At 70.6% G+C, this 21,290-nt stretch carries 24 protein-coding genes; 8 read left to right on the top strand and 16 right to left on the bottom strand.

Annotated features, from left to right (window positions below):
• Window positions 1-25 precede the first annotated feature (25 nt).
• Window positions 26-1,180: a DUF7093 family protein gene (locus NOW55_RS08250; RefSeq protein ID WP_256399623.1), complete on the bottom strand. Its 1,155-nt coding sequence runs from the start codon at window positions 1,178-1,180 to the stop codon at window positions 26-28.
• A gap of 125 nt (window positions 1,181-1,305) precedes the next feature.
• Between NOW55_RS08250 and NOW55_RS08245 the strand changes: the two genes are divergently transcribed.
• Entirely contained in the window at window positions 1,306-1,605 is a 300-nt protein-coding gene (locus NOW55_RS08245; protein ID WP_256399622.1) for a DUF6432 family protein, read from the top strand.
• Here the strand turns inward: NOW55_RS08245 and NOW55_RS08240 are convergent.
• On the bottom strand, window positions 1,602-3,035 hold the full coding sequence (locus NOW55_RS08240; RefSeq protein WP_256399621.1) for a ribonuclease FAU-1 family protein: 1,434 nt from the start codon (window positions 3,033-3,035) through the stop codon (window positions 1,602-1,604). The two genes, NOW55_RS08245 and NOW55_RS08240, sit on opposite strands and share 4 nt — an antisense overlap.
• Window positions 3,032-3,406: a DUF7532 family protein gene (locus NOW55_RS08235; RefSeq protein WP_256399620.1), complete on the bottom strand. Its 375-nt coding sequence runs from the start codon at window positions 3,404-3,406 to the stop codon at window positions 3,032-3,034. The genes NOW55_RS08240 and NOW55_RS08235 overlap by 4 nt, the downstream gene beginning before the upstream one ends.
• Before the next feature lie 404 nt (window positions 3,407-3,810).
• Between NOW55_RS08235 and NOW55_RS08230 the strand changes: the two genes are divergently transcribed.
• Entirely contained in the window at window positions 3,811-4,848 is a 1,038-nt protein-coding gene (locus tag NOW55_RS08230; protein WP_256399619.1) for a PrsW family intramembrane metalloprotease, read from the top strand.
• Between the two features lie 33 nt (window positions 4,849-4,881).
• On the opposite strand, the gene NOW55_RS08225 is transcribed toward NOW55_RS08230, so the two are convergent.
• From NOW55_RS08225 to NOW55_RS08195, 7 genes are all read right to left on the bottom strand, one after another.
• Window positions 4,882-5,475 carry a riboflavin synthase gene (locus NOW55_RS08225; RefSeq protein WP_256399618.1) on the bottom strand — a complete coding sequence of 198 codons (594 nt, stop codon included), beginning with the start codon at window positions 5,473-5,475 and terminating at the stop codon, window positions 4,882-4,884.
• Window positions 5,476-5,561: 86 nt separating this feature from the next.
• Window positions 5,562-6,152, bottom strand: coding sequence for an AsnC family transcriptional regulator (locus NOW55_RS08220; protein ID WP_256399617.1), 591 nt, complete (start codon window positions 6,150-6,152; stop codon window positions 5,562-5,564).
• Window positions 6,153-6,247: 95 nt separating this feature from the next.
• Window positions 6,248-6,712: a CopD family protein gene (locus NOW55_RS08215; protein WP_256399616.1), complete on the bottom strand. Its 465-nt coding sequence runs from the start codon at window positions 6,710-6,712 to the stop codon at window positions 6,248-6,250.
• 78 nt (window positions 6,713-6,790) lie between these two features.
• The gene (locus NOW55_RS08210; protein WP_256399615.1) at window positions 6,791-7,330 is read right to left on the bottom strand and encodes a metalloprotease family protein; all 540 of its coding nucleotides are present in this window, start codon (window positions 7,328-7,330) and stop codon (window positions 6,791-6,793) included.
• A gap of 48 nt (window positions 7,331-7,378) precedes the next feature.
• Entirely contained in the window at window positions 7,379-7,660 is a 282-nt protein-coding gene (locus tag NOW55_RS08205; RefSeq protein WP_256399614.1) for a hypothetical protein, read from the bottom strand.
• Window positions 7,661-7,724: 64 nt separating this feature from the next.
• Complete coding sequence (locus tag NOW55_RS08200; protein WP_256399613.1) at window positions 7,725-8,591, bottom strand: winged helix-turn-helix domain-containing protein; 867 nt, start codon at window positions 8,589-8,591, stop codon at window positions 7,725-7,727.
• A 9-nt stretch (window positions 8,592-8,600) separates the two neighbouring features.
• Window positions 8,601-9,404, bottom strand: coding sequence for a hypothetical protein (locus NOW55_RS08195; protein ID WP_256399612.1), 804 nt, complete (start codon window positions 9,402-9,404; stop codon window positions 8,601-8,603).
• Window positions 9,405-9,587: 183 nt separating this feature from the next.
• Between NOW55_RS08195 and NOW55_RS08190 the strand changes: the two genes are divergently transcribed.
• Together NOW55_RS08190 and NOW55_RS08185 are read left to right on the top strand one after the other, a co-directional pair.
• Window positions 9,588-10,790, top strand: a complete 1,203-nt coding sequence (locus tag NOW55_RS08190; RefSeq protein WP_256399611.1) for a hypothetical protein — start codon at window positions 9,588-9,590, stop codon at window positions 10,788-10,790.
• A gap of 138 nt (window positions 10,791-10,928) precedes the next feature.
• Window positions 10,929-12,599, top strand: a complete 1,671-nt coding sequence (locus NOW55_RS08185) for a hypothetical protein (protein WP_256399610.1) — start codon at window positions 10,929-10,931, stop codon at window positions 12,597-12,599.
• Between the two features lie 31 nt (window positions 12,600-12,630).
• Here the strand turns inward: NOW55_RS08185 and NOW55_RS08180 are convergent, their stop codons facing one another.
• The 3 genes from NOW55_RS08180 to NOW55_RS08170 all read right to left on the bottom strand — a co-directional run bounded on the left by NOW55_RS08180 (window position 12,631) and on the right by NOW55_RS08170 (window position 16,284).
• Window positions 12,631-13,185 carry a metal-dependent hydrolase gene (locus NOW55_RS08180; RefSeq protein WP_256399609.1) on the bottom strand — a complete coding sequence of 185 codons (555 nt, stop codon included), beginning with the start codon at window positions 13,183-13,185 and terminating at the stop codon, window positions 12,631-12,633.
• 198 nt (window positions 13,186-13,383) lie between these two features.
• Window positions 13,384-14,280 carry a ribonucleotide-diphosphate reductase subunit beta gene (locus NOW55_RS08175; protein ID WP_256399608.1) on the bottom strand — a complete coding sequence of 299 codons (897 nt, stop codon included), beginning with the start codon at window positions 14,278-14,280 and terminating at the stop codon, window positions 13,384-13,386.
• Window positions 14,281-14,337: 57 nt separating this feature from the next.
• A complete protein-coding gene (locus NOW55_RS08170; RefSeq protein WP_256399607.1) occupies window positions 14,338-16,284 on the bottom strand; it encodes a hypothetical protein in 1,947 nt (648 codons plus the stop codon).
• 266 nt (window positions 16,285-16,550) lie between these two features.
• Here NOW55_RS08170 and NOW55_RS08165 point away from each other — a divergent pair, with 266 nt between their 5' ends.
• Window positions 16,551-18,293, top strand: coding sequence for a MutS-related protein (locus NOW55_RS08165; RefSeq protein WP_256399606.1), 1,743 nt, complete (start codon window positions 16,551-16,553; stop codon window positions 18,291-18,293).
• Here NOW55_RS08165 and NOW55_RS08160 read toward each other — a convergent pair whose 3' ends face one another.
• Entirely contained in the window at window positions 18,294-18,536 is a 243-nt protein-coding gene (locus tag NOW55_RS08160) for a glutaredoxin family protein (RefSeq protein WP_256399605.1), read from the bottom strand.
• Between the two features lie 381 nt (window positions 18,537-18,917).
• Here NOW55_RS08160 and NOW55_RS08155 point away from each other — a divergent pair, with 381 nt between their 5' ends.
• From NOW55_RS08155 to NOW55_RS08145, 3 genes are all read left to right on the top strand, one after another.
• Entirely contained in the window at window positions 18,918-19,262 is a 345-nt protein-coding gene (locus NOW55_RS08155; RefSeq protein ID WP_256399604.1) for a dihydroneopterin aldolase family protein, read from the top strand.
• Window positions 19,259-19,705 (top strand): MaoC/PaaZ C-terminal domain-containing protein, encoded by a 447-nt coding sequence (locus tag NOW55_RS08150; protein ID WP_256399603.1) that lies wholly within the window; start codon window positions 19,259-19,261, stop codon window positions 19,703-19,705. Before NOW55_RS08155 ends, NOW55_RS08150 begins: the two co-directional genes overlap by 4 nt.
• 132 nt (window positions 19,706-19,837) lie before the next feature.
• Window positions 19,838-20,251 (top strand): DUF5790 family protein, encoded by a 414-nt coding sequence (locus NOW55_RS08145; protein WP_256399602.1) that lies wholly within the window; start codon window positions 19,838-19,840, stop codon window positions 20,249-20,251.
• Window positions 20,252-20,253: 2 nt separating this feature from the next.
• Here the strand turns inward: NOW55_RS08145 and NOW55_RS08140 are convergent, their stop codons facing one another.
• On the bottom strand, window positions 20,254-20,976 hold the full coding sequence (locus NOW55_RS08140) for a creatininase family protein (RefSeq protein ID WP_256399601.1): 723 nt from the start codon (window positions 20,974-20,976) through the stop codon (window positions 20,254-20,256).
• A gap of 60 nt (window positions 20,977-21,036) precedes the next feature.
• Entirely contained in the window at window positions 21,037-21,213 is a 177-nt protein-coding gene (locus NOW55_RS08135) for a DUF7501 family protein (RefSeq protein ID WP_175526433.1), read from the bottom strand.
• Window positions 21,214-21,290: the final 77 nt, after the last annotated feature.

Here is a 21,290-nt window from a genome sequence, read left to right as displayed (position 1 = left end):
GACAGGGTACCGTTTACTTGTTTCGTCACTCCGCCGCCTCCGCCAGGTAGCCCCGCTTGCACTCCGGACAGATGTCGCCGGCGCGCAGCGAGGTGCGCGAGCGGCTCTCGGCGTTCCCACAGGCCGGGCAGACGAGCTGGGCGTCGGGGCTCGTGCTCGTGCCCTCCGAGGGCGCGGTGACCTCGCTCGCGCTGGCGATTCCGGTGACGCTCTCGCCGTCGGTCGGTCGCCGTGAGGACTGCTCCTCGCGTGCTCGCTCGGGTGCGCGTCCGGTCGCGTTGTCGACGAACTCGGCGTCGTGGCCCTCCTCCTCGGGCTCGGCCGTGTCACCCTCCTCGGCCGCGTCGTCGTCGGCAGCTTCCGGCGCGAGCCCACCACCGAACTCCACGTCGGCCGCCTCGTCGTCGGGGGCCTGTGCGTCGTAGCCCCCGTCGTCGGCGTCGTGGTCGGGCCAGTCGGTCGTCCCACCGGCCTCGGGCGCGTCCGTCTGCTCGTGCTCCGGCCACTCGCCGTGGCCGCGTTCGTCGTCGGTCGACGGCTCCGCCTCCTCGCCGGGGAGGATGACGCCGTCGTCCGTCGCGGGGTCCTCGTGGGGGTCGGCCGCTGCGTCGGCGCTGGCCCCGGTCGCGTCGGCCGCTGCGTCGGCGCTGGCCCCGGTCGCGTCGGCGTCGGCCGCCGCCGCGGTCGGTTCGTCGTCCGTCATGACCACCGCGTCCTCGTCAGCCGGGTCGACTGCCGGCTCGTCGGTCGCCGCCGCCGGTTCCCGGGTCGCGTCCGGGGTGACGTCGGCCGCCACCGCGTCGGTCCCCTCGTCGTCCTCGGCGTCGACGATGATGGCGGCATCGTCGCCCTCGACGACCGCGTCCCCGTCGACGGCGTCTTCCACCACCTCCGTCGCCGCATCGTCGGCCGTTGCGGCCTCGTCCTCGGTGTCGTCGGCCCGTCCGGTGTCCGCAGTCGCCCCGTCTGCAGCCGCCTCGTCGGCCTCGTCCGTCTCGTCGTCGGTGCTCGCGACAGACGTGACCTCCGTGTTCTCGCTGACGAGGTTCCGGGAGTCACAGCGAGAGCAGACCTCGTACTCCCGGACCGTCAGCACGACCTCGTTGCCGCGCTCGTCGCGCTCGTCCTCCAGTTCCCTCTCGCTCCAGTCGTGACCGCGGAGCGAACACATCAGACCCATTGTGACGGCCTACCCTGTCCGTGCCTAAAAGGCTACTGCCGCGCCAGTCGGCGTCTGACACGCGTCCGACGGGAACCGGCACGCAGGGACAAACATCAAATCGTATCCACACGAAGTGTGGGGTGATGAAGGCAAAGCGGGAGTATCGGGACCGGGACGAGATCGACGTTTCGGTGCTCGACGCCCTCGTCGACCGCCAGCACGACGGGATGACCGTCTTCGAGCTTCGGTCGCACGTCGAGGTCGAGATCGACGCGCTGGAGGACGCCCTGGCCGGGCTGAAGGAGGACGACCTCATCGTCGTCGAACAGCCGTCTGCCTCGCGGACCGTCATCAAGCCGGCCGAGGAGGTCGTCCCCGACCCCGAGGATCTGGCGGACGACCCGTCGCTCGTCGACGAGATCCGCCGCCGCCTGCCGTTCTAACCGAGCGCCCGCTCGACGGCGGTCGCGACCTGCCGGGCCTGCTCGGCGAGGGGCTCGGGCACGTGACCGGCCGCGACCGCCTCGTCGAGCTCGTCGTCGTCCACGCGTTCGACCGTTCCGTCCTCGTGTTTCACCACGTCGACGTGCAGGTCGACGTACCGCGCCGCGTCGGGGAACAGCTCGACCGGCGTGCAGACGTTGACGTAGGTCCCCTTCGACTCCCCCTCCGAATCGCGGTACACCGTCGGGTACCACCAGCGACCCTCCTTCAGCTTCGTGACCGCGGTGTCGCCCGACTCGCGTGGCGTGCCGAGCGCGTCGTAGGTGCCGCCGCCGGTCATCGAGCGCTCGACGGTGAGCGTGCCTGCGTCCGGGTCGCACTCGGTGACCTCGCCCCGCCCGAGCGTGAACGCCCGGCCCTCCGGTTTGCCGTGGCAGATGCCGAGGCGGTCGCCCAGCCGCGGGCCGAACCCCTCGCTGACGGCGCGGAACGGGAACTCGCCGTCGCCGGGGTCGTCGCAGACGGCCTCGACGAAGTCGACGGCGGTGTTGGCCGACCGGGCGGCCGCCTTCACCCGGTGGTGGCCGACCATCGTCGACTCGACCTCGCGCCGGACGTCGTCGAGGCCGAACCGGCTCTCGCGGCCGAACCAGACCCAGACCGTCGCCTCGCCCTCGGCGACGAACGGGTCGTCGCTCCCCAGGTTGTCCTCGATGGGTGGGGCGTCGGCGACCGCGGCGTCGAGCGCTTCTGCACGCTCGACGGCGTCGGCGAGCGCGTCGCCCAGTGCACCCATCTCGGCGTCCTCGGCGGCGCGCTGCCAGCGGAGCCCCCAGCCGTCGGGCACGTCCGCCGAGAGCAGTTCGACGCTGCGCACGAGCTCGGTCGCGCGGTCGCCGGGCACGTTCGCCGACACGCCGGAGCGCCCACGTGAGAGCTCGACGAGGCCGGTCTGGACCGTCAGCTCGGTCGTCAGCTCGGCGCGGTCGTCGCCCCACGGTGGCGTGGGTTCGGTCACCTGCACGCGGAGCGCGTCGCCGTCCTCGACGTAGCCGTCGGTCGCGCCGAACGGCAGGAAGCCCTCGAAGTCGCCGCAGTCGACGACCGCGCCGGAGCCCAGCGTCTCCGTGACGACGCCGTCGACGACCGCGCCGCGGCCCGCGGGGTCGGCCCACGAGAGCGCGTCGCGTCCGACGCCGGTACAGACCTCGCGGACGGTCGCGACGGTCCCCTCGTCGCCGTGGATGCCGACGCCCTGTCTGTCGTCGGTCGTCTCGACCGCGGCGGCGTCCGGCACCGCCGCGAGGTCGGCGTCGTGGTCGGCGAAGCGGTGCTGGATGGGCGGCGACGCCTGCACCACGTCCACGCCAGAATCGAGCAGGAGCTGGGTGAGCGCGGTCGTGTAGATGCCCCGGATCCGGACCGTCATAGCGCGTCGCGGGTCGGCGCGAACCGCACCCGGTCGTTCACACTCGGCCCCAGCGTCAGCTCGACGGTGCCGTCGTCCAGCAGGCGGCCGTCCTCGACGTACACGCCCCAGGTGTCGAAGCGGAGCCAGCCGCGCATGTCGGCGGCGTGGGTCGTAACGTCGCAGTACTCGACGGTGTGCTCGGGGAACTCCGCCGTCGAGTGCGCCTGGTCCATGTCCGAGTAGACCACGTCGTTCGTCTCGAAGAACCCCTCGATGGCGTCGGCGGCCTCGGCGACGCGCTCGACGACACCCTCCGAGGCGGCCTGTAGCTCCCCGGTCGTCAGGCCGACATCGCGCAGGGCGGCCTGCGTCCGCTGGTCGAAGTGCATACCCGCCGCTACTCGAAGCAGCGTCTTGAACCTGGCTTCCGCCGGCCGGTCAGTCGTCCGCGAGGGTGCCCTGCCAGGAGGTCGGAGATTCGGTGGAGGTGGGACGAGAAGTCTGTTGTTCGGTGGTCGGTGCGTCGGTCGTGGGAGTAGGGGCGTCTGTCGGTCGTGTTAGTGTCGGTACTGGTTTTCTAAAACCGTCCTCCTCGGTTGGGAGGGGAGTGTAGAGCATTCCACGGCTACTCTGGTCTGTCATTGCAACGTACACAGGGTTTCTCGTTGATAAGCTATCCCTAATACGGATATTGTGAATCAATGTCATACTAAGATGGGCGCCGAATCCTTAAGGACACCGGCGGTGGGCGGAGGGGGAACCATTACGGGGCAGTTCGCCCAAATCGGAGCCAATGAGTCCACGACGGGACCCGATAGAACGGGCCGCCGAACGCGGGCGGGACCTGTACGAGGTCGCGACCTGGGACCAGCGCAGCGAGTTCGACGGCATCGCCGTCGCGGTCTACGAGGGACTGCGGCCGGCCGCACGCTGGGTCGTCATCGGCATCGCGACGACCATCACGCTCGCGCTGTTCGCGTTCGGCGGACTGGCCACCGTCTCGAACCCCATCGTCGGGACGTTCGTCCTCCTCTCGCTCGTCCCCGCGCTGTTGCTCGCCGGCTACGTCTACCGCAGCGACGTGACCACGCGCGAACCCCTGCCGATGCTCGCCGGCACGTTCCTGCTCGCCGTCGTGTTCTCGACGTTCGCGAGCATCGTCAACACGTTCACGAGCGCCGTCTTCGCGAGCGTCAACCTCCCCACGCAGGGGTTCTTCGGTGGCGTGCTCTTCTTCCTGTTCATCGTCGGCCCCGGCGAGGAGTTCGTGAAGTGGCTCGCGGTCCGCATCTACGCCTTCCGCCGCGCCGAGTTCGACGCCGTCATCGACGGTGCGGTGTACGGTGCCGTCGCCGGTCTCGGCTTCGCCACCATCGAGAACGCCTTCTACATCACCCGGTTCGTCGAGGCGACCGGCACCACCGTCTCCATCGTCGAGGCCGGGTCGAACATCGCCGCCCTGCGCGCGCTCGCCGGCCCCGGCCACGTCATCTACTCGGGCATCGCCGGCTTCTACCTGGGCCTCGCGAAGTTCAATCGCGAGAACTACGGCCCCATCGTCGTCAAGGGGCTGCTGCTCGCCGCGCTGTTCCACGCCACCTACAACATCACCGTCGGCTACGTCCCCGGCATCATCGCCGTCGTCTCGCCGCTGGACGGCTTCGCCGCGAGCATCGTCTACATCGTCGCCTACGACACCCTCATCGGGCTGTTCCTCTACCGGAAGCTGCGGAACTACAAACGCGCCTACCGCGACACCGGCGTGCTCGAGCACCGGAACCGCCCCAACGACCCCGAACTCACGGAGTTCGACGGCCCGCCGCGGCCCTGAGCCGCCGGCTGCCCCGTATCGCCGGCCACCGACTCAGGCCCGCTCGCCCAGCATGTTCTCGACGTACTTCGCGATGACGTCAACCTCCAGGTGGACCGGGTCGCCCGGCTCCTTCTCCGAGAGGTTCGTCAGCTCGTACGTCGTCGGCACGATGGCCACCGCGAACCCGTCCTCGTCGCGCTCCGCCACCGTGAGGCTGATGCCGTCGAGCGTCACCGAGCCCTTCTCGACGACGTACCGGCCGTAGCCCGCCGGCAGGTCGAACGCGAACCGCCAGTCCTCGCCCACCGCCTCCACCGACCGCACCGTCGCCGTCGTGTCCACGTGACCCTGCACCACGTGCCCGTCGAACCGCCCGTCCGCCGGCATCGCCCGCTCCAGATTGACCGGGTCGCCGACCGCCACGTCCCCGAGGTACGTCTTCGCGACGGTCTCCTCCGCCAGGAACACCTCGAACGCCTCCTCGTCGTACGCCTCGACGGTGAGACAGACGCCACTGACGCTGATGCTCGCGCCGTGGCCCACGTCCGAGAGCACCACGTCGCCCGCGATACGGAGGCGACGACCGTCGTCGGTGTCGGTGACCCCGACGATCTCGCCCGTCTCCTCGACGATTCCAGTGAACATTGGCAGGTGCTTGGGTTCGGGCACCCAAAACGCTCCCGTTCCACGCGCCGGGCACGGGTCGGACACCGTCGGATCGAACGGGGGGTTCACACCCCGGCGTCCAGCTCCTCGTACCGTTCCTGGAACCGCGCCTCACACGACCCACAGCAGAACTGGTAGACGTCGTCGCCGATGCTGGCGGAGGTGCCCTCGCTGGTCACGGTGTTGCCGCACTCGGCACAGGAGAGCGCGAAGTCGACGCCGCCGACGCTGGGCGACCACTCGGAGCTGGCGACCAGCTCCACGTCGACGTCCCGCACCACGGACGGGTCCACGACGGTGTCGAGCCAGCGGTGGACGGCGGCGTCGGGGACGCGGGCGTGGACGGTCACGTCGCCGTCGGCGGTCGTGAACACGTGCTCGACGGCGTCCGCGGCCCGGAACGCGCCCGCGACCTCGTCGCTCGCGCCGGGAGCGAGGTCGAGGCGGGCGAGGACGGGCGTGCCGTCGCGGAGCTGCGAGCGGTCGACGTCGACGGTGAACCGGCGGACGACGCCGACCGCCTCCAGACGGGAGACGCGGTCGGAGATGGCGGGACCGGAGAGGCCGACCTCGTCGCCGATGCTGGCGAACGAGCGGCGGGCGTCGGCGGCGAGCAGGCGGAGGATCTCGATGTCGGTGTCGTCGAGGTCGCGCATGGACGAGGCGACGAGCCCGATGACGAAAAGCGTTGTGCGGACTCGACTTTGGAATCGAAGGGGGAACGAGGAACGACCCCCGAACCCGAACGTGGTCAGTAGACGAGGCCGGAGCCGTAGACGATGAGCGTCGCGTCGACGAGCAGGAGGACGGCGACGACGCTCGCGGCGTAGAGGAACGGCTTCGCCTCGCCGGCGGGCGTCCGGACCTTCTGGTCGTCGAAGCCGCGGTCGAGCTTGCCGGCGGCGACCTCGACCAGGCCGGTGAGGACGAACCAGAGCGCGAGCATGGTGAGCACGAGGTGGCCGCGGCCGCTGCCGGTGAGCGAGTCGACCGTGTACAGTGTGCCGGCGAGGTGGCCGCCGGTCGCGAACAGCAGTGCGGAGCAGCCACGCGAGAGCCAGCGGAACCGCGAGACGATGGCCTGCGAGGGGGTGGCGTTGAGCGAGCCGTCGAGCGCGGCGGGGAGCAGCCCGAACGTGACGAACAGGACGCTCCCCACCCAGACGGCCGACGTGATGCTGTGGACCATCCGGACGGCGACGTCGATGGTGGACATGCTCGTCGGTGACGAAGCACGGGACAAAAGGGTTGCCGAAGTCGGCACACGGGCGGCAGCAGGAGGACCGTCGCTCCCTCAGCCCGACGGGGCGGGCACCGCGATGCGGTCGGGGTGTCGCCACGCCGTGACGGCGGGGCCGACGTCGGTCGAGACGAGCAGGAGGCCGACGATGCCGACGAACGTCGCCAGCGCGCTCCCGGTGGCGAGTCCGACCGCGGCCGGGACGACGCCGAGCAGCAGTGTGGGCGCGGCGAGGCAGAGCCAGTACGCCGTGCGGCGGACCGGCCGCGTCGGATGCACCGAGTGGTGGACCGGGTCGAGCCCGTCGCCGAAGTCGATGCCGGCTTCGACCCGTATCTCCTCCCACGAACAGCGCCCGACGGTGGCGTAGGCGACGGCGTGGACCGCCTCGTGGGCGACGAGCACGGCGGCCACGACGGCGAACTGGAGGAGTTCGCCGGCGGGCAGCGCGTCGGCGTAGGTGAGGTACCGGTCGAGGCCGTAGGTGGCGGCGTAGGCCCCGACGACGGCGAGGGCGACGGTCGCGCCGACGGCGGTCGACCGCGCGGCCCCCCAGCCGTCCTCGTGGCACTCGGGGTCGGGGTCGACGTACATGCGTGGCGAGTTGCGTCGCGAGGGCCGTAAGCGCTCGGGCACGACGGGCTACGGGTCGACCCCGCAACGTCGAGGCGGCTCCGCATCTCGACGCCGGCGGTAGGACGCCAGCACGAGGAGCTGGGCGTACAGCAGTCCCAGCGCGATGGGGAACAGCGCTAGCGCGCCGACCGTCTCCGGGACGTAGCCCCCCTCGACGAGCAGCTCGGCGAGTTCGTTCCCCACGACGACCGTGACGGCCCCGATGTACAGCAGCGGGGAGGTGGTCATGGCCCGGGCGGCCCGGTACAGCGAACGGAGACCGTCGTCGGAGTGGCCGTTCTGTGTCATCGAGTACCGGTACGACCGCTCGCTACTTGGGCGCTCGGAGAACGAATTTTCTATCCGGAATCCGTCAGTTCTCGTCGACCGCGACGACGAGGCCGTCCCCGTCGAGCGTCGCGGTGAGGCTGTCGTCGTCGATGGCGACGGTGACGACGAGCTCGCCGTCGGCGTCGTCCCCGGCGGGTTCGACGGTCGCGTCCTCGCCGACGAACGGGAACTCCCAGACGTGGTCCTCGCGGAGCGTGTAACCGTGGTCGCGGCACCAGCCCGCCACGTCGGGGTCGACGAGCAGGGGGAAGCTGATGGGACCGACGAGCCGGCCGGGACAGGTGTCACAGACCGAGCGGAAGCCCGGCTCGTCGGGGTCGCCGACCGTCGTCTCGACGCTGTCGTAGCACTGCGCACAGACGCCTGCCAGGGCCTGCTCGATGGCCTGGAACGCGAGCAGCTCGGCGAGGTCGACCACCTCGGCGAGCGTGGCGTCCCTCGTCGCGTTCGCGGGTACATGCCACGAGAACAGCGGGTGCTCGTCGCCGCAGGAGACGACGCACTGGCCGTCGTGGACAGTCGCGACCGCGGTCGTCCCACAGAACGGACAGGTGCTGTCGAGTTCGGCCGGCCCCAGCGAGACCGACCCGGTGTAGGTGCCCGCGAGGATGGCCCCGGCAACGCGCGCACCGGTGGCGGTCAGCCGGTAGCCGTCGTCGCTCCGCTCGACGAACCGGTCGCGCAGCTGGTTCAGGTGGTAGCGAAAGCGCCCGGAGTCACGGACGCCGACCCGCCGACGCAGCACCGCGAAGCCGATCGGGGCGAGCCCCTCGTCCCGATGGTGGTCGGTCAGCGCGTCGAGGATTTCCACACGGATCGGGTCGCTCAGTGCGGCGAACGCGTCGGCGGGCGCGGGCTCGTCGTCGGTGTCGGTGTCTGGATCTGCCATCGGCCGGAATCACTCCGCGTCGGCGGCACAGACCGCACAGAGCAGCTCGATGGTCGCGGTCTTCGAGCCGATGACCGTCTCCAGGTCGTTGACCGGGTGGCTGTCGCCGCAGCGCTCGCAGTCGGCGGTCGGCTGGGACACCTCGCCGAGGAGGTTCTCCACGTCGAAGGCATCGTCGCCGAGGTCCGCGTCGAGCTCGTCCGCCGAGCCACCGCGCAGGAGGGCGTCCTCGGCGGGCCCGGGGTCGTCCGGCTCGTCGGGCTCGTCGTCGACGACCGACCGCATCGCCTCGCCGAAGAACTCGCCGGCGAGGTCGTCCGGCAGCCCGGCGTTGCCGTACAGCGTCGAGACGAGGTCCGCCCGAAGGTCCTCCGGCGAGACACCCTCGCGCCGGGCGACGGCGGCGACGGCGTCGGCCTCGCGCTCGTCGTGACCGGTGTACTCGTTCGGGTTGTGGACGTAGCGGTCGACGACCGCGTGCAGCCGACGGCGGACCGTCGGGTCGGCGTCCCAGCGGGCCGGGAACGCCTCGTCGATGCGCTCGACGAGGTCGCTCGTCGGGCCCGGCGGGCTCTCGTGCCGGGTCGTCGCGTCGGTGGTCGGCCCGGGGGCCGCGGTCGCGCCCCCGTCGGCGTCGGCCGGTGCCGGGTCGAGTCGCCCCTCGGCCAGGTCACAGAGCACGCTGAGACTCTCCTGGGTCGACGCGGGCTCGTAGCCACGGCAGTCGACGAAGATGCGCTCGATGCGGTCGGCCACCGCCGTCGGTATCTCGACCGCGACGGCCTCGCCGTCCCGGTCGTCGCGCTGTTCCATCGTCCATTGTCTTGCCCCCGAGACCTATAAATTTCACTGAAAGTCGGCGTGGGGATTGGACGCAGTGCGTTGCTAACGGATATCGTCGCCGGTGAGTGGGCGGCGCTGTGGGCCGTCAGTGAAGGGGGTTCGACGGGTACTGTTATCACGCGTCGTCTGCTAGGAGGATGCAGCATCGCAACCATGTGGACACGAAACCGGGTGCTCGTGCTGGTGTTCGCGGTGACCATCCTGCTGGTCGGCACGACGTTCGTCTCGCCCTCGGTCCAGACGCCACCCGACGATCCGGCCGACGACGACGAGGCGCTCGTCGCACTCGGTGACACCGAGACCGACGTGTGGCCGTACGTCAGCAGCAGGCAGGCGTTCAGTGGGCGGGCCAGCGCGCTCAATCTGCTCGTCCGTGGGAACCCCGAACAGGTGAAAGCACGGCTCCAGGCCGGCGGCGATGGCTGGAACGAGACGGAGCCGGTGTTCACCGAGGAGAACGACGAGAACCCGCAGTTCGGCAACGACTCGCGCATCGTCTGGGCCGACGCCGTCGGGGCGAAGCGCTATGTCTACTACGAACGCGCGAACGGCGCGGGAACGTGGACGCCCCAGTCCTACCAGCTCCACCGGGGCGACTACTTCGGCGGCCAGTACCACATCCGGGCGTACCAGATCGAGAGCGAGACCGGGAACTGGACGGCGGTACAGGCCCACGCCGAGCACTTCGACTGGTTCACGCTGACCCACACCGTCGACAGTCTGGAGGAGGCCCGGGTCGACATCGAACGCGACTTCATCGATTCCAGGCCGTCCAGCGACGTCCAGCGGGTGTACCACGACAACGGCGACACCCACGACCACGACGGCTGGACGACCATCGTCTACCTGCTCGCGCTCCCGCTGCTCGGCAGCGTCTCCCTCGGTTCCGCGCAGGCGACAGCCCGGACCATCTTCGACGGCGTCTGGACCTACCGGACCCGGCTCCGGGTCGCGGTGTTCGTCGGTCCGGCCGCCGTCCTGCTCGGGGTGCGCTTCGCCGGCATCGCCATCGAGAACGCGATGTCGGTCGACCCCAACGCCATCGTCGCCGCGCTCTACCCCATCCTCGTCTTCGGGACGGCCGCGGCCGCCTACGTCGCCGGCCGGAACCTCGACCCCGTCGACGGCTTCATCTTCGGCACGCTCGGCTTCGGCACCGGCGTCGTCCTCGACTACGGCTTCATCGGCGTCCGCGTGCTCCCCATCGAGATCGTGCTCCATCGGGTCGGTCTCGCCACCGGCATCGGCCTCATCGCGGCCGGCGCGAGCGCGTTCGACGACTTCGAGCTCCGCCGCTCGCTCGTCGCCGGTGGGCTGCTCTGGTACGGGCTCATCGTCGCCGCCCACTACGTCTGATCCGGTGTGGCTGCCGGCTCCCCGTCCGCGTTTTCCGACCCAGCAGTCGTCGGAGCGATTTAACTCGGTCGCGGCCGACGCTCCGGACATGAGACAGGCCGCCCGCTCCACGAGACGGCTCGCGCCGTGGTGGTTCCGGTGATAGACCACGGACACGTTCGTCGAATCGCCCGGATGGAGTTCCGTCGGACCCTCCGCAAGCTCGGCGACAGCACGGTGCAGGTCGTCGCACTGGCGTTCGCCGGCCTCATGTTCAGCACCATCTCGCTCGGGGCGGCGTCCCTGTTCGCCATCCTCGGGCGCGACCTCCGCACCGGCAGCCTCGGGGACCTGCCCATCGAGGGCGGCCTCGTCGCCGGCGTCCGCGGCGCGGTCGGCCTCGCCGTCCTCGGCCTGCTCGCGCTGGCGACGTTCCGGACCATCGCCCAGCGCGGCAGCGTCGACGAACCCGAGACGGTCCTGCTGGCCGCCCGCGTCCGCGACGTGGTCGCCGGCATCCTCGTCGCCGAGACGGTGAACTACCTGGCGTGGCTGACCGTCCCCCTCGCCTTCACCGTCGGCGGCTTCGCCTACGGTGCCCGTGCGCCGCTCGTCCTCCTCGCGTTGCCCGTCGTGCTACTCGGCGTCCTCCTGCCCGCCATCTGGCTCGGCTTCTGTCTGGGGCTCGTCGGCCGGCACCTCGTGACCCGGTACGAACCCATCGCGCGCAACCGGACCGCCATCGGACTGCTCGCGTTCCTCGTCTACATGGGGCTCGTCTTCGGCAACGGCTTCGCCGTGCTCACCGAACTCCTGTTCGAGCCACTGCAGTCCACGCCGCTGTCGGGCTACGGCGACCTGCTGCTGCTCGGCGCGCCGAACGTCGACGCCTCCCCCCTGCGGGCCGGAGGGGCGGTCGCGACCACCGTCGCGGTCGTCCTCGTCGGCCACCTCCTCGCGGTCAGGCTGGCGAACTACCACTGGTTCTCCGACCCCGCGACCGAGACCGAACACGAGCGCGTCGAGACGGATTCTGGGCTCGCACTCGGAGACCGCCTCCTCGCGGTCGTCGACCGGCCAACCCGGAGCGTCGTCCGCGTCGCCTGGACCCGGACCCGCCGCGCGCCCATCAAACTCATCTACGCGGTCTACCCGCTGTTCTTCCTGATCTCCGACGTCCAGACCATCGTCCGGACCGGAACCATCCCCTCGCACCTCCCCTGGCTGCTCGGGCTCTACGTCGCCTGGACCGTCGCGCTCGCGTTCGCGCTCAACCCGCTCGGCGACGACGGCCCCGCCCTCGAAGCCACGCTCACCGCACCCATCTCCGGTCGACAGTACGTCGTCGGCCACGTCCTCGCCGGTGCCGTGGTCGGCATCCCCGCCGCCGTCCTCGTCGTCGCCCCGGTCGCGTTCCTCAGCCCGCTCCCACCCGCCGAGGCCGCCGCGGCCGTCGGTGTCGCGGTGCTGGGCACACTGCTCACACCGCTGCTCGCCATCGGCGTCGGCATGACCTTCCCCCGCTTCGGCAGCGTGCAGGTCGCCGGCAACAAGCAGGCCGTCGTCCCGAGCAAGACCGCCCTCGCCACGTTCTCGGTCGCGCTCGTCACCATCGCCGGCAACGTCGCGCTCGCGACCGACGCCGGCACCCGCCAGCTGCTCGCCGCGCTCGCCAACGGCCTCGTCGGCTTCCTCACGCCGTGGACGCTCGGGCTCGACCCCGCGTGGCTCCTGCCGGTGAGCGGCGTCGTCGTCGCCGCCGGCCTCGCCGCGCCGCTGCTGTCGTACGTCTACGCAGTCGATCGGTTCGAGCGGTTCACGCTCTCCTGAGAACCCGACGGCATCGCCGTACCGTACCGCCCTACCGGAACCGCTCCGGCGTGACGTCGGGCAGCCGTTTCCTGACGACCGTGTACGCCAGCGAGACCACCAGCCCCGCCAGGGCGGCCTGCTCGACCCAGCCGTCGAAGACGACCAGCCCCGGGAGCGCGAACGCCGCCCCGACGACGAAGTCCTCCGGCGCGCCGTCGTACCGGACCACGCGACGCGGCCGGAGCCACCGCCGCTTCGGGTGGACGTACACCGCCTTCTCGCCCGTCGCCTCCCACGGCCGCAGTTCGAGCCCCCCGCCGAGCACGTCGCTCGCGGAGTGGACCGCCGCCGCGACGAGGAAGAGCGCGACCGCGACGGTCGTGGTGGTCGGGTTCACGAGCGCGACGAGTGCGGCCGGGACGGCCGCGACGCTGTAGTACACCGGGAAGTGCAGCGTCTTCCGGTGGGCGGCGGCGAGGTCGAGGTCCGGGAAGACCCCGCCCGCGAGTGCGCCGGTGGCCGCGGCGACACCGAGCTCCGGTGCGACCAGCGCCACGGGCACTGCCAGCGCGAGCCCGACGAACGCGTGCGTGGTCGCCATCATGTGCCGACCTCTAGGGCCCTCGTCGGCAATGAGCGTTTTCGTCGCGGTACCTCGGAGGCCGGGTGCTCCGAGAGGAGACCGACAGGAACAGCCAGAAAGCCGCTGCCCGGTCGACTTCCGCGGCTCGCTGCGCCGCGGGTCGCGCGCCGGTGGTGAACGGTATCCGTACCCCGCTCCGAGGCGACGGACCCCTCGCCCTCACTCGGTCCGGATGTCGACCAGCTCCTCGACGTCGGGGATCTCGACGTCCTCGTCGGTGATCTGGGTCATGCGCTCGGCGTGTTTCGTCGCGGCGTACTCGGCGAGTTCGTCGGGGCTGACGCCGGTCCGACCGTCGGTCGCGGCGTCGGAGACGGCCTGCTGGGTGAGCATGGCCAGTTCCGTCGTCAGCTCGGAGAGCTCGTCGGGGTCGACCGCGCCGGACTCGACGAGCTCTTCGAGTTTGGCCATGCCGAAGCCGACGTGGCGGCCCTCGTCGGCGCGGATGTTGCCGAACCCCTCGACGAGGCCGGGGAGTTCGGGCACGCCCGGGACGCTGCCGTCGAAGCTGGTCTGGATGCCGTAGTACCCCGTCTGGGCGAGGATGCCCTCGATGGTGAGGTGGTAGTGGCAAAATGCCTCGGCGCGGGTCCGGGGCGTGTCCTCGGTCAGGAGCCGGTGCATCGCATCCTCGGTGCGCTCGAACAGCTCGACGTAGGCGTCGGAGTACCACTTCGGGTCCCGCGGGTTGGTTCGTGTCATGCCGCGGCTGTCCTCCTCCGGGGCGATGACGGTCGACCAGTACCGGTGGAAGAAGTCGGCGTGTTTGGCCTCCTCGTAGAGCTGGGTGGTGATGAACAGCTGGTCGTTCAGGTCGGAGAGGACCACCCCGAGCGGGGCGAGGTCCTCCGTGACGGCCTCCTCGCCCGCGCCGAACAGCGCGAGCACGCCCCGGAGCTGGTCGAACGTGTCGTCGTCGAGGGCGGCGATGCGCACGCGGTCCTGCTGGAGTTCGATGTCGGCGGGGTCCCAGTGGCGCTCGACCGCGTTGCGGTAGTAGCGGTACGACCGGGCGTCGGTGTCGATGCGGTCGGCACCGTCGAAGGCATCCGTCATGTGTCGGTGTACGCGACCCCTGGAAAAAACCGTACCGGCGTTGTGGGTTGTCGGCGGCTACCGGGTCCGTGCCGTCGCGAAGGCGACGTAGTACTCGTCGTCGTACATGAGCGAGACGTGCTCGACCGAGTCGACGCCGAGCGGGACGGTGTCGCCCGGGGCGAACTCCCCATCGAGCTCGTCGTCGAGCTCGACCACGGTCCGGTCGCCGTCCCAGACGTGGGCCGCGAGCTTCGACGCGGGCACGGCGTCACCCTCGACGTGTTCGAGTTCGATCTCGTCGCCGAGGACCAGGTCGAGCTCGATCCCCGGGACGGCCCGTTCGGACGCGATGACGGCGTCGTTCTCGCCCCAGACGACGGCGACCGACGTCCCGACGGCCACGTCATCGACGGTCACGCTGTCGCCGGTCTCGACGGTGTCGCTCCACCCCGACTCGACGGTCTCGTCGTCGACGAGCACGCCGTACTCCGCCGCCGGCCGGGGCTCCGAGAGGTCGAGCGTGACGGTCATCGAGCGAGCCTCGAAGTCGTACTCGACGGTCGCCTCGCCCGGCGGGTCGGGCCGGAAGTACGCGATGCCGTCCTGGGGGTCGGTACCACCGTAGGTGACGATGACCGTCTCGCCGGGGTCGACGTCGGCGAGCGAGGCGGTGTCGCCCTCGGTGACTGTCTCGTCGGTCCAGGGGCTCTCGGCTCGCGTCTCGTCGTCCGCGTCGTGACGCCACCACTGCCGCCCCTCGAAGACGACCACGGAGAGCTCGTCGCCGTCGATGTCGAACGTGTCGGCGTACTCGATGTCGAGGCGGCGGTCGTCGAACGCGTAGGCGAAGTCGAACTCGAGCGACCCGAGCACGTAGGTGGTGCTCGAACTCGTGCCGTACTCCCGTTCGTGGGTGATGGTGACCTCGAGGTTCGGCTCGACGTCGGCCGCCCGGAAGCGGACGGTGTCGCCCTCGGCGATGGTCTCCTGGTCGCCGGCCCAGACGGACCGGTCGTACGTCTCGCCGCCGACCTCGAGGGTGAGCTCGTCGACCGGGGTCGGGTCGCCGTCGGTCACCTCGACCGTGACGTACTCGTCGTTGCTCCGGAGGTTCTCGCGGTCGACCCGGAGCCCGCCCGGACTGTCGTGCTCGCGCGCTCGACGACGGGCGGCCAGGTCGATGACCGTCGTCACGGTGACGACCGCCCCGTCGGTCTCGACGGTCGAGTTCTCGCCGTCGCCGTAGAACCCGTCCTCCCGGAGCGTCTCGGCGACCTGTTCGGTGTCGGACTCGTCCGCCAGCCCGAACAGGAAGGTGCGTTCCAGCGTATCGGGGTCGCGGACGGTCGTCGCGTACCCCGAGAACCGGACCTCGACGTCGAACGCCTGTCCGTACCCGATCTCGTCGCCCACCATGACGGCGCGGGTGTCGGCGTCGCCGAAGGCGTCGATACCCTCCGAGACGACCTCGTTGGCGTCGAGCAGGCGTTCGGTATCGCCGGCCTTCGCCGCGAGCGCGTCGGTCAGCAGGTCGTCGGACGAGGCGACGACGAGCCGGTCGTCGACGGCCGCGACGACGTTCCCGCCGCGTTCGTAGCGTTCGTACTCCGTGCCGGCCGGCCCCTCGACGACCTCGCCCTCGGCGTCGAGGGACACGTCGCCGGTGAGGACCAGCAGCTCGACCGAGCCGCCGTACTGGCCGTTCTGGAGCACGACACCCTTCGAGAGTGCGTCGGTGTCGACGTCGAGGCCCGCGACCGGGACGGAGGTCGACCCCTGGCGGTTCGACTCGCGCATCGTCGCGTAGTCGATGCCACCGAAGACGAACTCGTCCCCGGCGGCCGACGCCGGGACGTACTCGAAGAGCTCGCCGAACTCGGCGGCGTCGCCCCACGTGCGGTCGAGGACGGTCGACCGGCCGGAACGGCCGTCGCTCGCGGCCGCGGAGACGGAGCCGAGGGTGGCGATGGAGAGGGCTGTACCGATACTGCGGAGGACCTGTCTGCGGGGACTGTCCTGCATACATCGGACGTCTGACTGGTAGTCTCATAAAGGAACCGACACAGTTTCACAGCCTGAAAGTCGGGGGCTGGAACGCTTTTTTCGACAGAACTCGCACGAGTTCACCGGAATCTTAACTTATTCAGGTCCGCTGGCCGAGAGTTCCCGATTCTCGCTCCCGTTGGGCTGGCTCACCCCGGACGGTGCGCCCCTCGTGGGGCCAGACGACGGTGCTCGGTCCGGCCGCTTCGGATAGGCTCTTGGGGGCGGGGGCCCTGCCGGCGAGTATGCGACTCGAAGACTACTGGGGCGTCGGGCCGAAGACCCGGGAGCTGCTCGTCGCGGAACTCGGTGTCGAGCGCGCGGTCGACGCCATCGAGTCGGCGGACGTGCGGACGCTGGCCGAGGCGGGGCTCTCGCGCGGCCGGGCGACACGTATCCTCCGGCGGGCCGGCGGCGGCGAGGGCATGGGCATCCTCGCGACCGGCGACACGCGCTCGGTGTACAAGCAGTGCATCGAGCTCGCGCGCCGCCACGCCGTCACGCAGGACGCCGCCGACAGCATCCGCGTGCTGACGCCGCTGGCACACCGCGAGGCGATGGTGGACCGACTCGACGACGTGACCACGGCGCGGGAGTCCTGGGAGTCCCTCGTCGAAGACGACCGCGAGGCCATCATCGACGCCTTCGCGCAGTACGACGAGGCCGGTGGGGGCGAGCTCGCGGCCGTCGAGACCGCACTCGCCCTGCTCGAACTGGACCTGACCGAGGGAACCTTCGAACCGCTCGCGGACCTCGACCGCGAGGGGTTGGCCGACGCTGCGGACGCACTCGGCGCGCTCGAGGATGGCCGTGTCGCCCCCGGCGCGGACGACCGGCTCGACCGGCTCCGCGACGCCCGTGCCGCCGTGGAGACGATGGACGCCAACGCCGTGGACGTCATCGAGGCGGTGCGGGACGCCGGCGCGCGCTCGCCCGACGAGTTCCGCAGCGCGTTCGTCGACCACGTCCGCGGCGAGGCCGAGGTCGACGCCGAGCGCATCCGCGACGCGGTTCCCTCGGACGCACGGGACGCCACCGACTTCGTGGGCTCGGCGCTCCGTTCGCTGACCCAGGAGCTCGCCACGGCCGTCGACGAGCGCGAGCGCGAGGTCCGGGTCGACCTCCAGCACGCCATCAGCGACGCCCGCGCGGACATCGACCGCGCCGTCTCGGCCGTCGACGACATCGCGCTCGACCTCTCGCTGGCGCGGTTCGCCGCCGCCTACGACCTCACCCGGCCGACCTTCGTCGAGGGCGAGGCCACCGTCGCCGTCGAGGGGGCCCGCAACCTGGACCTGCTCGCGGGCGACGCCGACGTCCAGCCGGTGCGCTACGCGCTGGGCGAGCACACGCTGGCCCCGCCGCCGGGCGACGAGCGCGTCGCCGTCCTCACCGGGGCGAACTCCGGCGGGAAGACGACGCTGCTGGAGACGGTGTGTCAGGTCGTCGTCCTCGCGCACATGGGCCTGCCCGTCCCCGCCGAGTCGGCCGAGCTCACCACCTTCGACGACGTGGTGTTCCACCGTCGGCACGCCTCGTTCAACGCCGGCGTGCTCGAATCCACCCTCAAATCCGTCGTCCCGCCGCTCACCGGCGAGGGCCGGACGCTCATGCTCGTCGACGAGTTCGAGGCCATCACCGAGCCCGGCAGCGCCGCCGACCTGCTCCACGGGCTCGTCACCCTGACCGTCGACCGCGACGCCGTCGGCGCGTTCGTCACCCACCTCGCCGACGACCTCGAACCGCTCCCCGAGGAGGCCCGCGTCGACGGCATCTTCGCCGAGGGGCTCACCCGCGACCTCGAACTCCGGGTCGACTACCAGCCCCGGTTCGACCAGCTCGGGCGCTCCACGCCGGAGTTCATCGTCTCCCGGCTCGTCGCCGACGCCGACGACCGCGTCGAGCGCGCCGGCTTCGAGACCCTCGCCGCGGCTGTCGGCGAGGAGACGGTGCAGAAGACGCTCGCCGACGCCGAGTGGGCCGAGTAGTCAGCTCCCGTACGTCGTCTCCAGGTACTCGACGATGTTCGCCGACTCGTTCATCGTCACGCCGTGCTCGTCGTCGACCAGCACCGGCACCGCCCGCTGTCCGGAGACGCGCTTGACCTCGTTCCGCTTCGAGTGCAGCGCCTCCACCCAGATCGTCTCGTAGTCGAGGCCCATCTCGTCGAGCTCGTCCGCGACCGTCTCGCACCACGGGCAGCCCTCCAGCTGGTAGAGTGTCAGGCTCATGGCTCGGGGTTGGGCGTGGAGGGACTTGTCGGCACCGACGTTTCGGGTCGGACGGCCGTTGGCGGCCGTATCGTCCGCTGGAAGTTTACGAATATTGTAAACTTCCGGCGGCGTGCCGCTTCGCCGCGGCAACCAGCACGGCGCGCGGTGCGCGGTTCGAAGCGCGCAGCGAGTACGAACCGCGACTGCGAACGGGGGAGCGCAGCGCGTCTCCCGAGTCGAGGGGACCTTCTGGCCGTACGGGACGGGAGAATCAAGCGCTGGAGAACGGTCAGTGCGCGTTCGAGGCGGTCACATCCCTCCCGAACTTGCTGCGGTCGCGACACACCACCCGGAGTCCGAGACCACAACGAACTTCGCCCGCCCACCCCACCAGCGCACATGGACGCGACGGAAGCGGAGACGGCCTGTTTCGAGGCGGGCATCAAGTTCGGGACGCTGTACCATCAGTTCGCGGGGACGCCGGTGTCCCCGGACTCGGCAGCCAGTCTGGAGACCGCGATGGCCGAAGCCATCGAGAACCAGCCGCACTGCGTCGACGTGACGGTGGACGTGCTCGAAGCGGAGATCGCCGCGGCGCTCGCGGAGCAGTCGGCGGACTACCTCGAGCTGACGGGCCGGTTCATGGAGGTCGAGCTGGTCGTCGAGTACGAGGGCACCCGGGTGGAGACGAGCATGTCGATGGAGGGCGACTACCCGATGATGCGGGTGGACGACGTCGAATGAGGTACCTCGAGGACCTCGAAGCCGGCGAGTCCCACGACCTGGGGACGTTCTCGCTCTCGGCCGACGAGATACGCGCGTTCGCCGAGCAGTTCGACCCGATGCCGATGCACGTCGACCCCGACGTGGCGGAGCCGTTCGGCGGGCTGGTGGCCAGCGGGTACCACACGCTGGCGGCGGCGAACCGGCTCGTCGTCGACGAGTTCCGGGCAGACGTGGCGGGCATCGCGGGCATGAGCATAGAGAACCACCGGTGGCACGCCCCCGTCTTCCCCGACGAGGAGCTGGCGGTCGCGCTCGAACTCGCGGAGAAACGACCGTCGGCGGGGCGACCGGGGACGGGGGTCATCCGCGAGCGCGTCCGGGTCACCCGCGAGGGCGCGGACGGCCGTGACCCCGTGCTGACCTACGAGAGCGTCGGGCTGGTGCGCCGGCGCGAGGACTGACGCCGGGGCGACACGTTCGACGGCGGAGTTCCGGTTCCGCTGAGCTATCCGGCCGCGAGGGAGCCCGAGACCGCCGGTTTCACTTTCACTTTCAGGCAGGTACTTAACCACCTCCCGCTCGAACCGTGAGCCATGAGCCAGTCCACCCTGAACGACGACGAACTGTTCGGCGAGGCGGCCAGCGAGATGCGCGAGGACGTCGAGGAGTCGCTCGCGGAGGCGTGGGACGAGCTCCCCGACCCCGACGACGTCTGGGAGACCGACGCCGACAACGTGCTGGGCGTGCTCAACGGCCTGCGCTCGGCGCTGGACGTCGGCGACGCCGAGGACCACCTGCGCGACGCGAAGAAGTGGTTCACGATGGGCCAGCGCGCCGACGCGTTCGACGACGCCGACGACCTCGAGGCGGAGCTCGAGGACCTGGAGGAGGTCATCGAGGACATCTCGTCCGCCGGCGAGCAGGTCGGCGAGCTCACCTCCACCATCCCGGGGCTCCGGAGCACGCTGGAGGAGGCCGCCGGCGACGACGACGAAGACGAGGAGTAGTCCTACGCCGACCGCTCCCTGAGCCCGTCGACCAGCGCCAGCAGTTTTGCGGCCGCGTCCTCGAGCACGGCAGCGCCCCGTTCGGCGCTCGCCGTGCTCGGGTCGCCGACGTTGCCGCTTTCGGCGAACTCGCTGAAGTCGTAGGCGACGTTGACGCCCGCGACCCAGTCGCCGAAGCCGTCGCCAGCGCCGGCTGCGGCCTCGTCGTACCGGTCCGGGTGGACGAGGTCGCTGTCGATGGCCGCGACGACGCTCGTCTCGACGGGGCCGCCGTGGCCGAGCCCGTCGAGCAGGTCGCTGTCGACGGTGTCGAACCACGTGAACGGCACCGCGTAGGCCGTCTCGTCACGCGTTACTCGGGCACAGATCTCCTGTACGGCGGCGGTGTTGCCGCCGTGACCGTTCACGACGACGACGTAGTCGACGCCGTGGTGGGCGAGGCTCTCGGCCGTCTCGCGGACGTACGCCCGGAACGTGTCCTCGCTCACCCAGAGCGTGCCGTCGAACTGCCGGTGCTCCTCGGCGATTCCCACGGGGACGACGGGCGCGACGAGCGGGTCGAAGTCGGCGGCGTCGGCCGCCCGCGCGGCGATCTCGGCGGCGCTCATCGCGTCGGTGCCCAGCGGTGCGTGTGGCCCGTGCTGTTCGGTGCTGCCGACCGGGAGGAAAGCGACATCGGCGTCGGCGTCACGCACGTCCGTCCACGTGGCGTCGGTGAGCTGCATACCGGAACCGACGGACGGTCGGGTCTTGTATCCGCTGCCTCGACCCCGGCTCGTCGCGCTCTATGCGCCGCCGAAGTCGTCGGTGAGGTGGAACCGCCAGGCGTCGAAGCCCGAACTGCACTCGGGGCTGGTCTTCAGGTGGTCCATGAAGCCCGCGCCGGGGTTCGGGAGCGTGGCGTCACAGAACGGACAGGTGTTCTCGTCGGTCCAGTTTGCGGTGGGCGTGCCGACTGACATACATACGGGTTCGCGTGCATCACGTATCAATCCCGCCTACAAAGTAATAGGAGACATTAGTGGTGATTAAACACCCT

It is taken from the genome of Haloarchaeobius litoreus (assembly GCF_024495425.1).
Lineage (GTDB): Archaea > Halobacteriota > Halobacteria > Halobacteriales > Natrialbaceae > Haloarchaeobius > Haloarchaeobius litoreus.
This window is presented reverse-complemented; position numbering and strand designations above follow the sequence as displayed.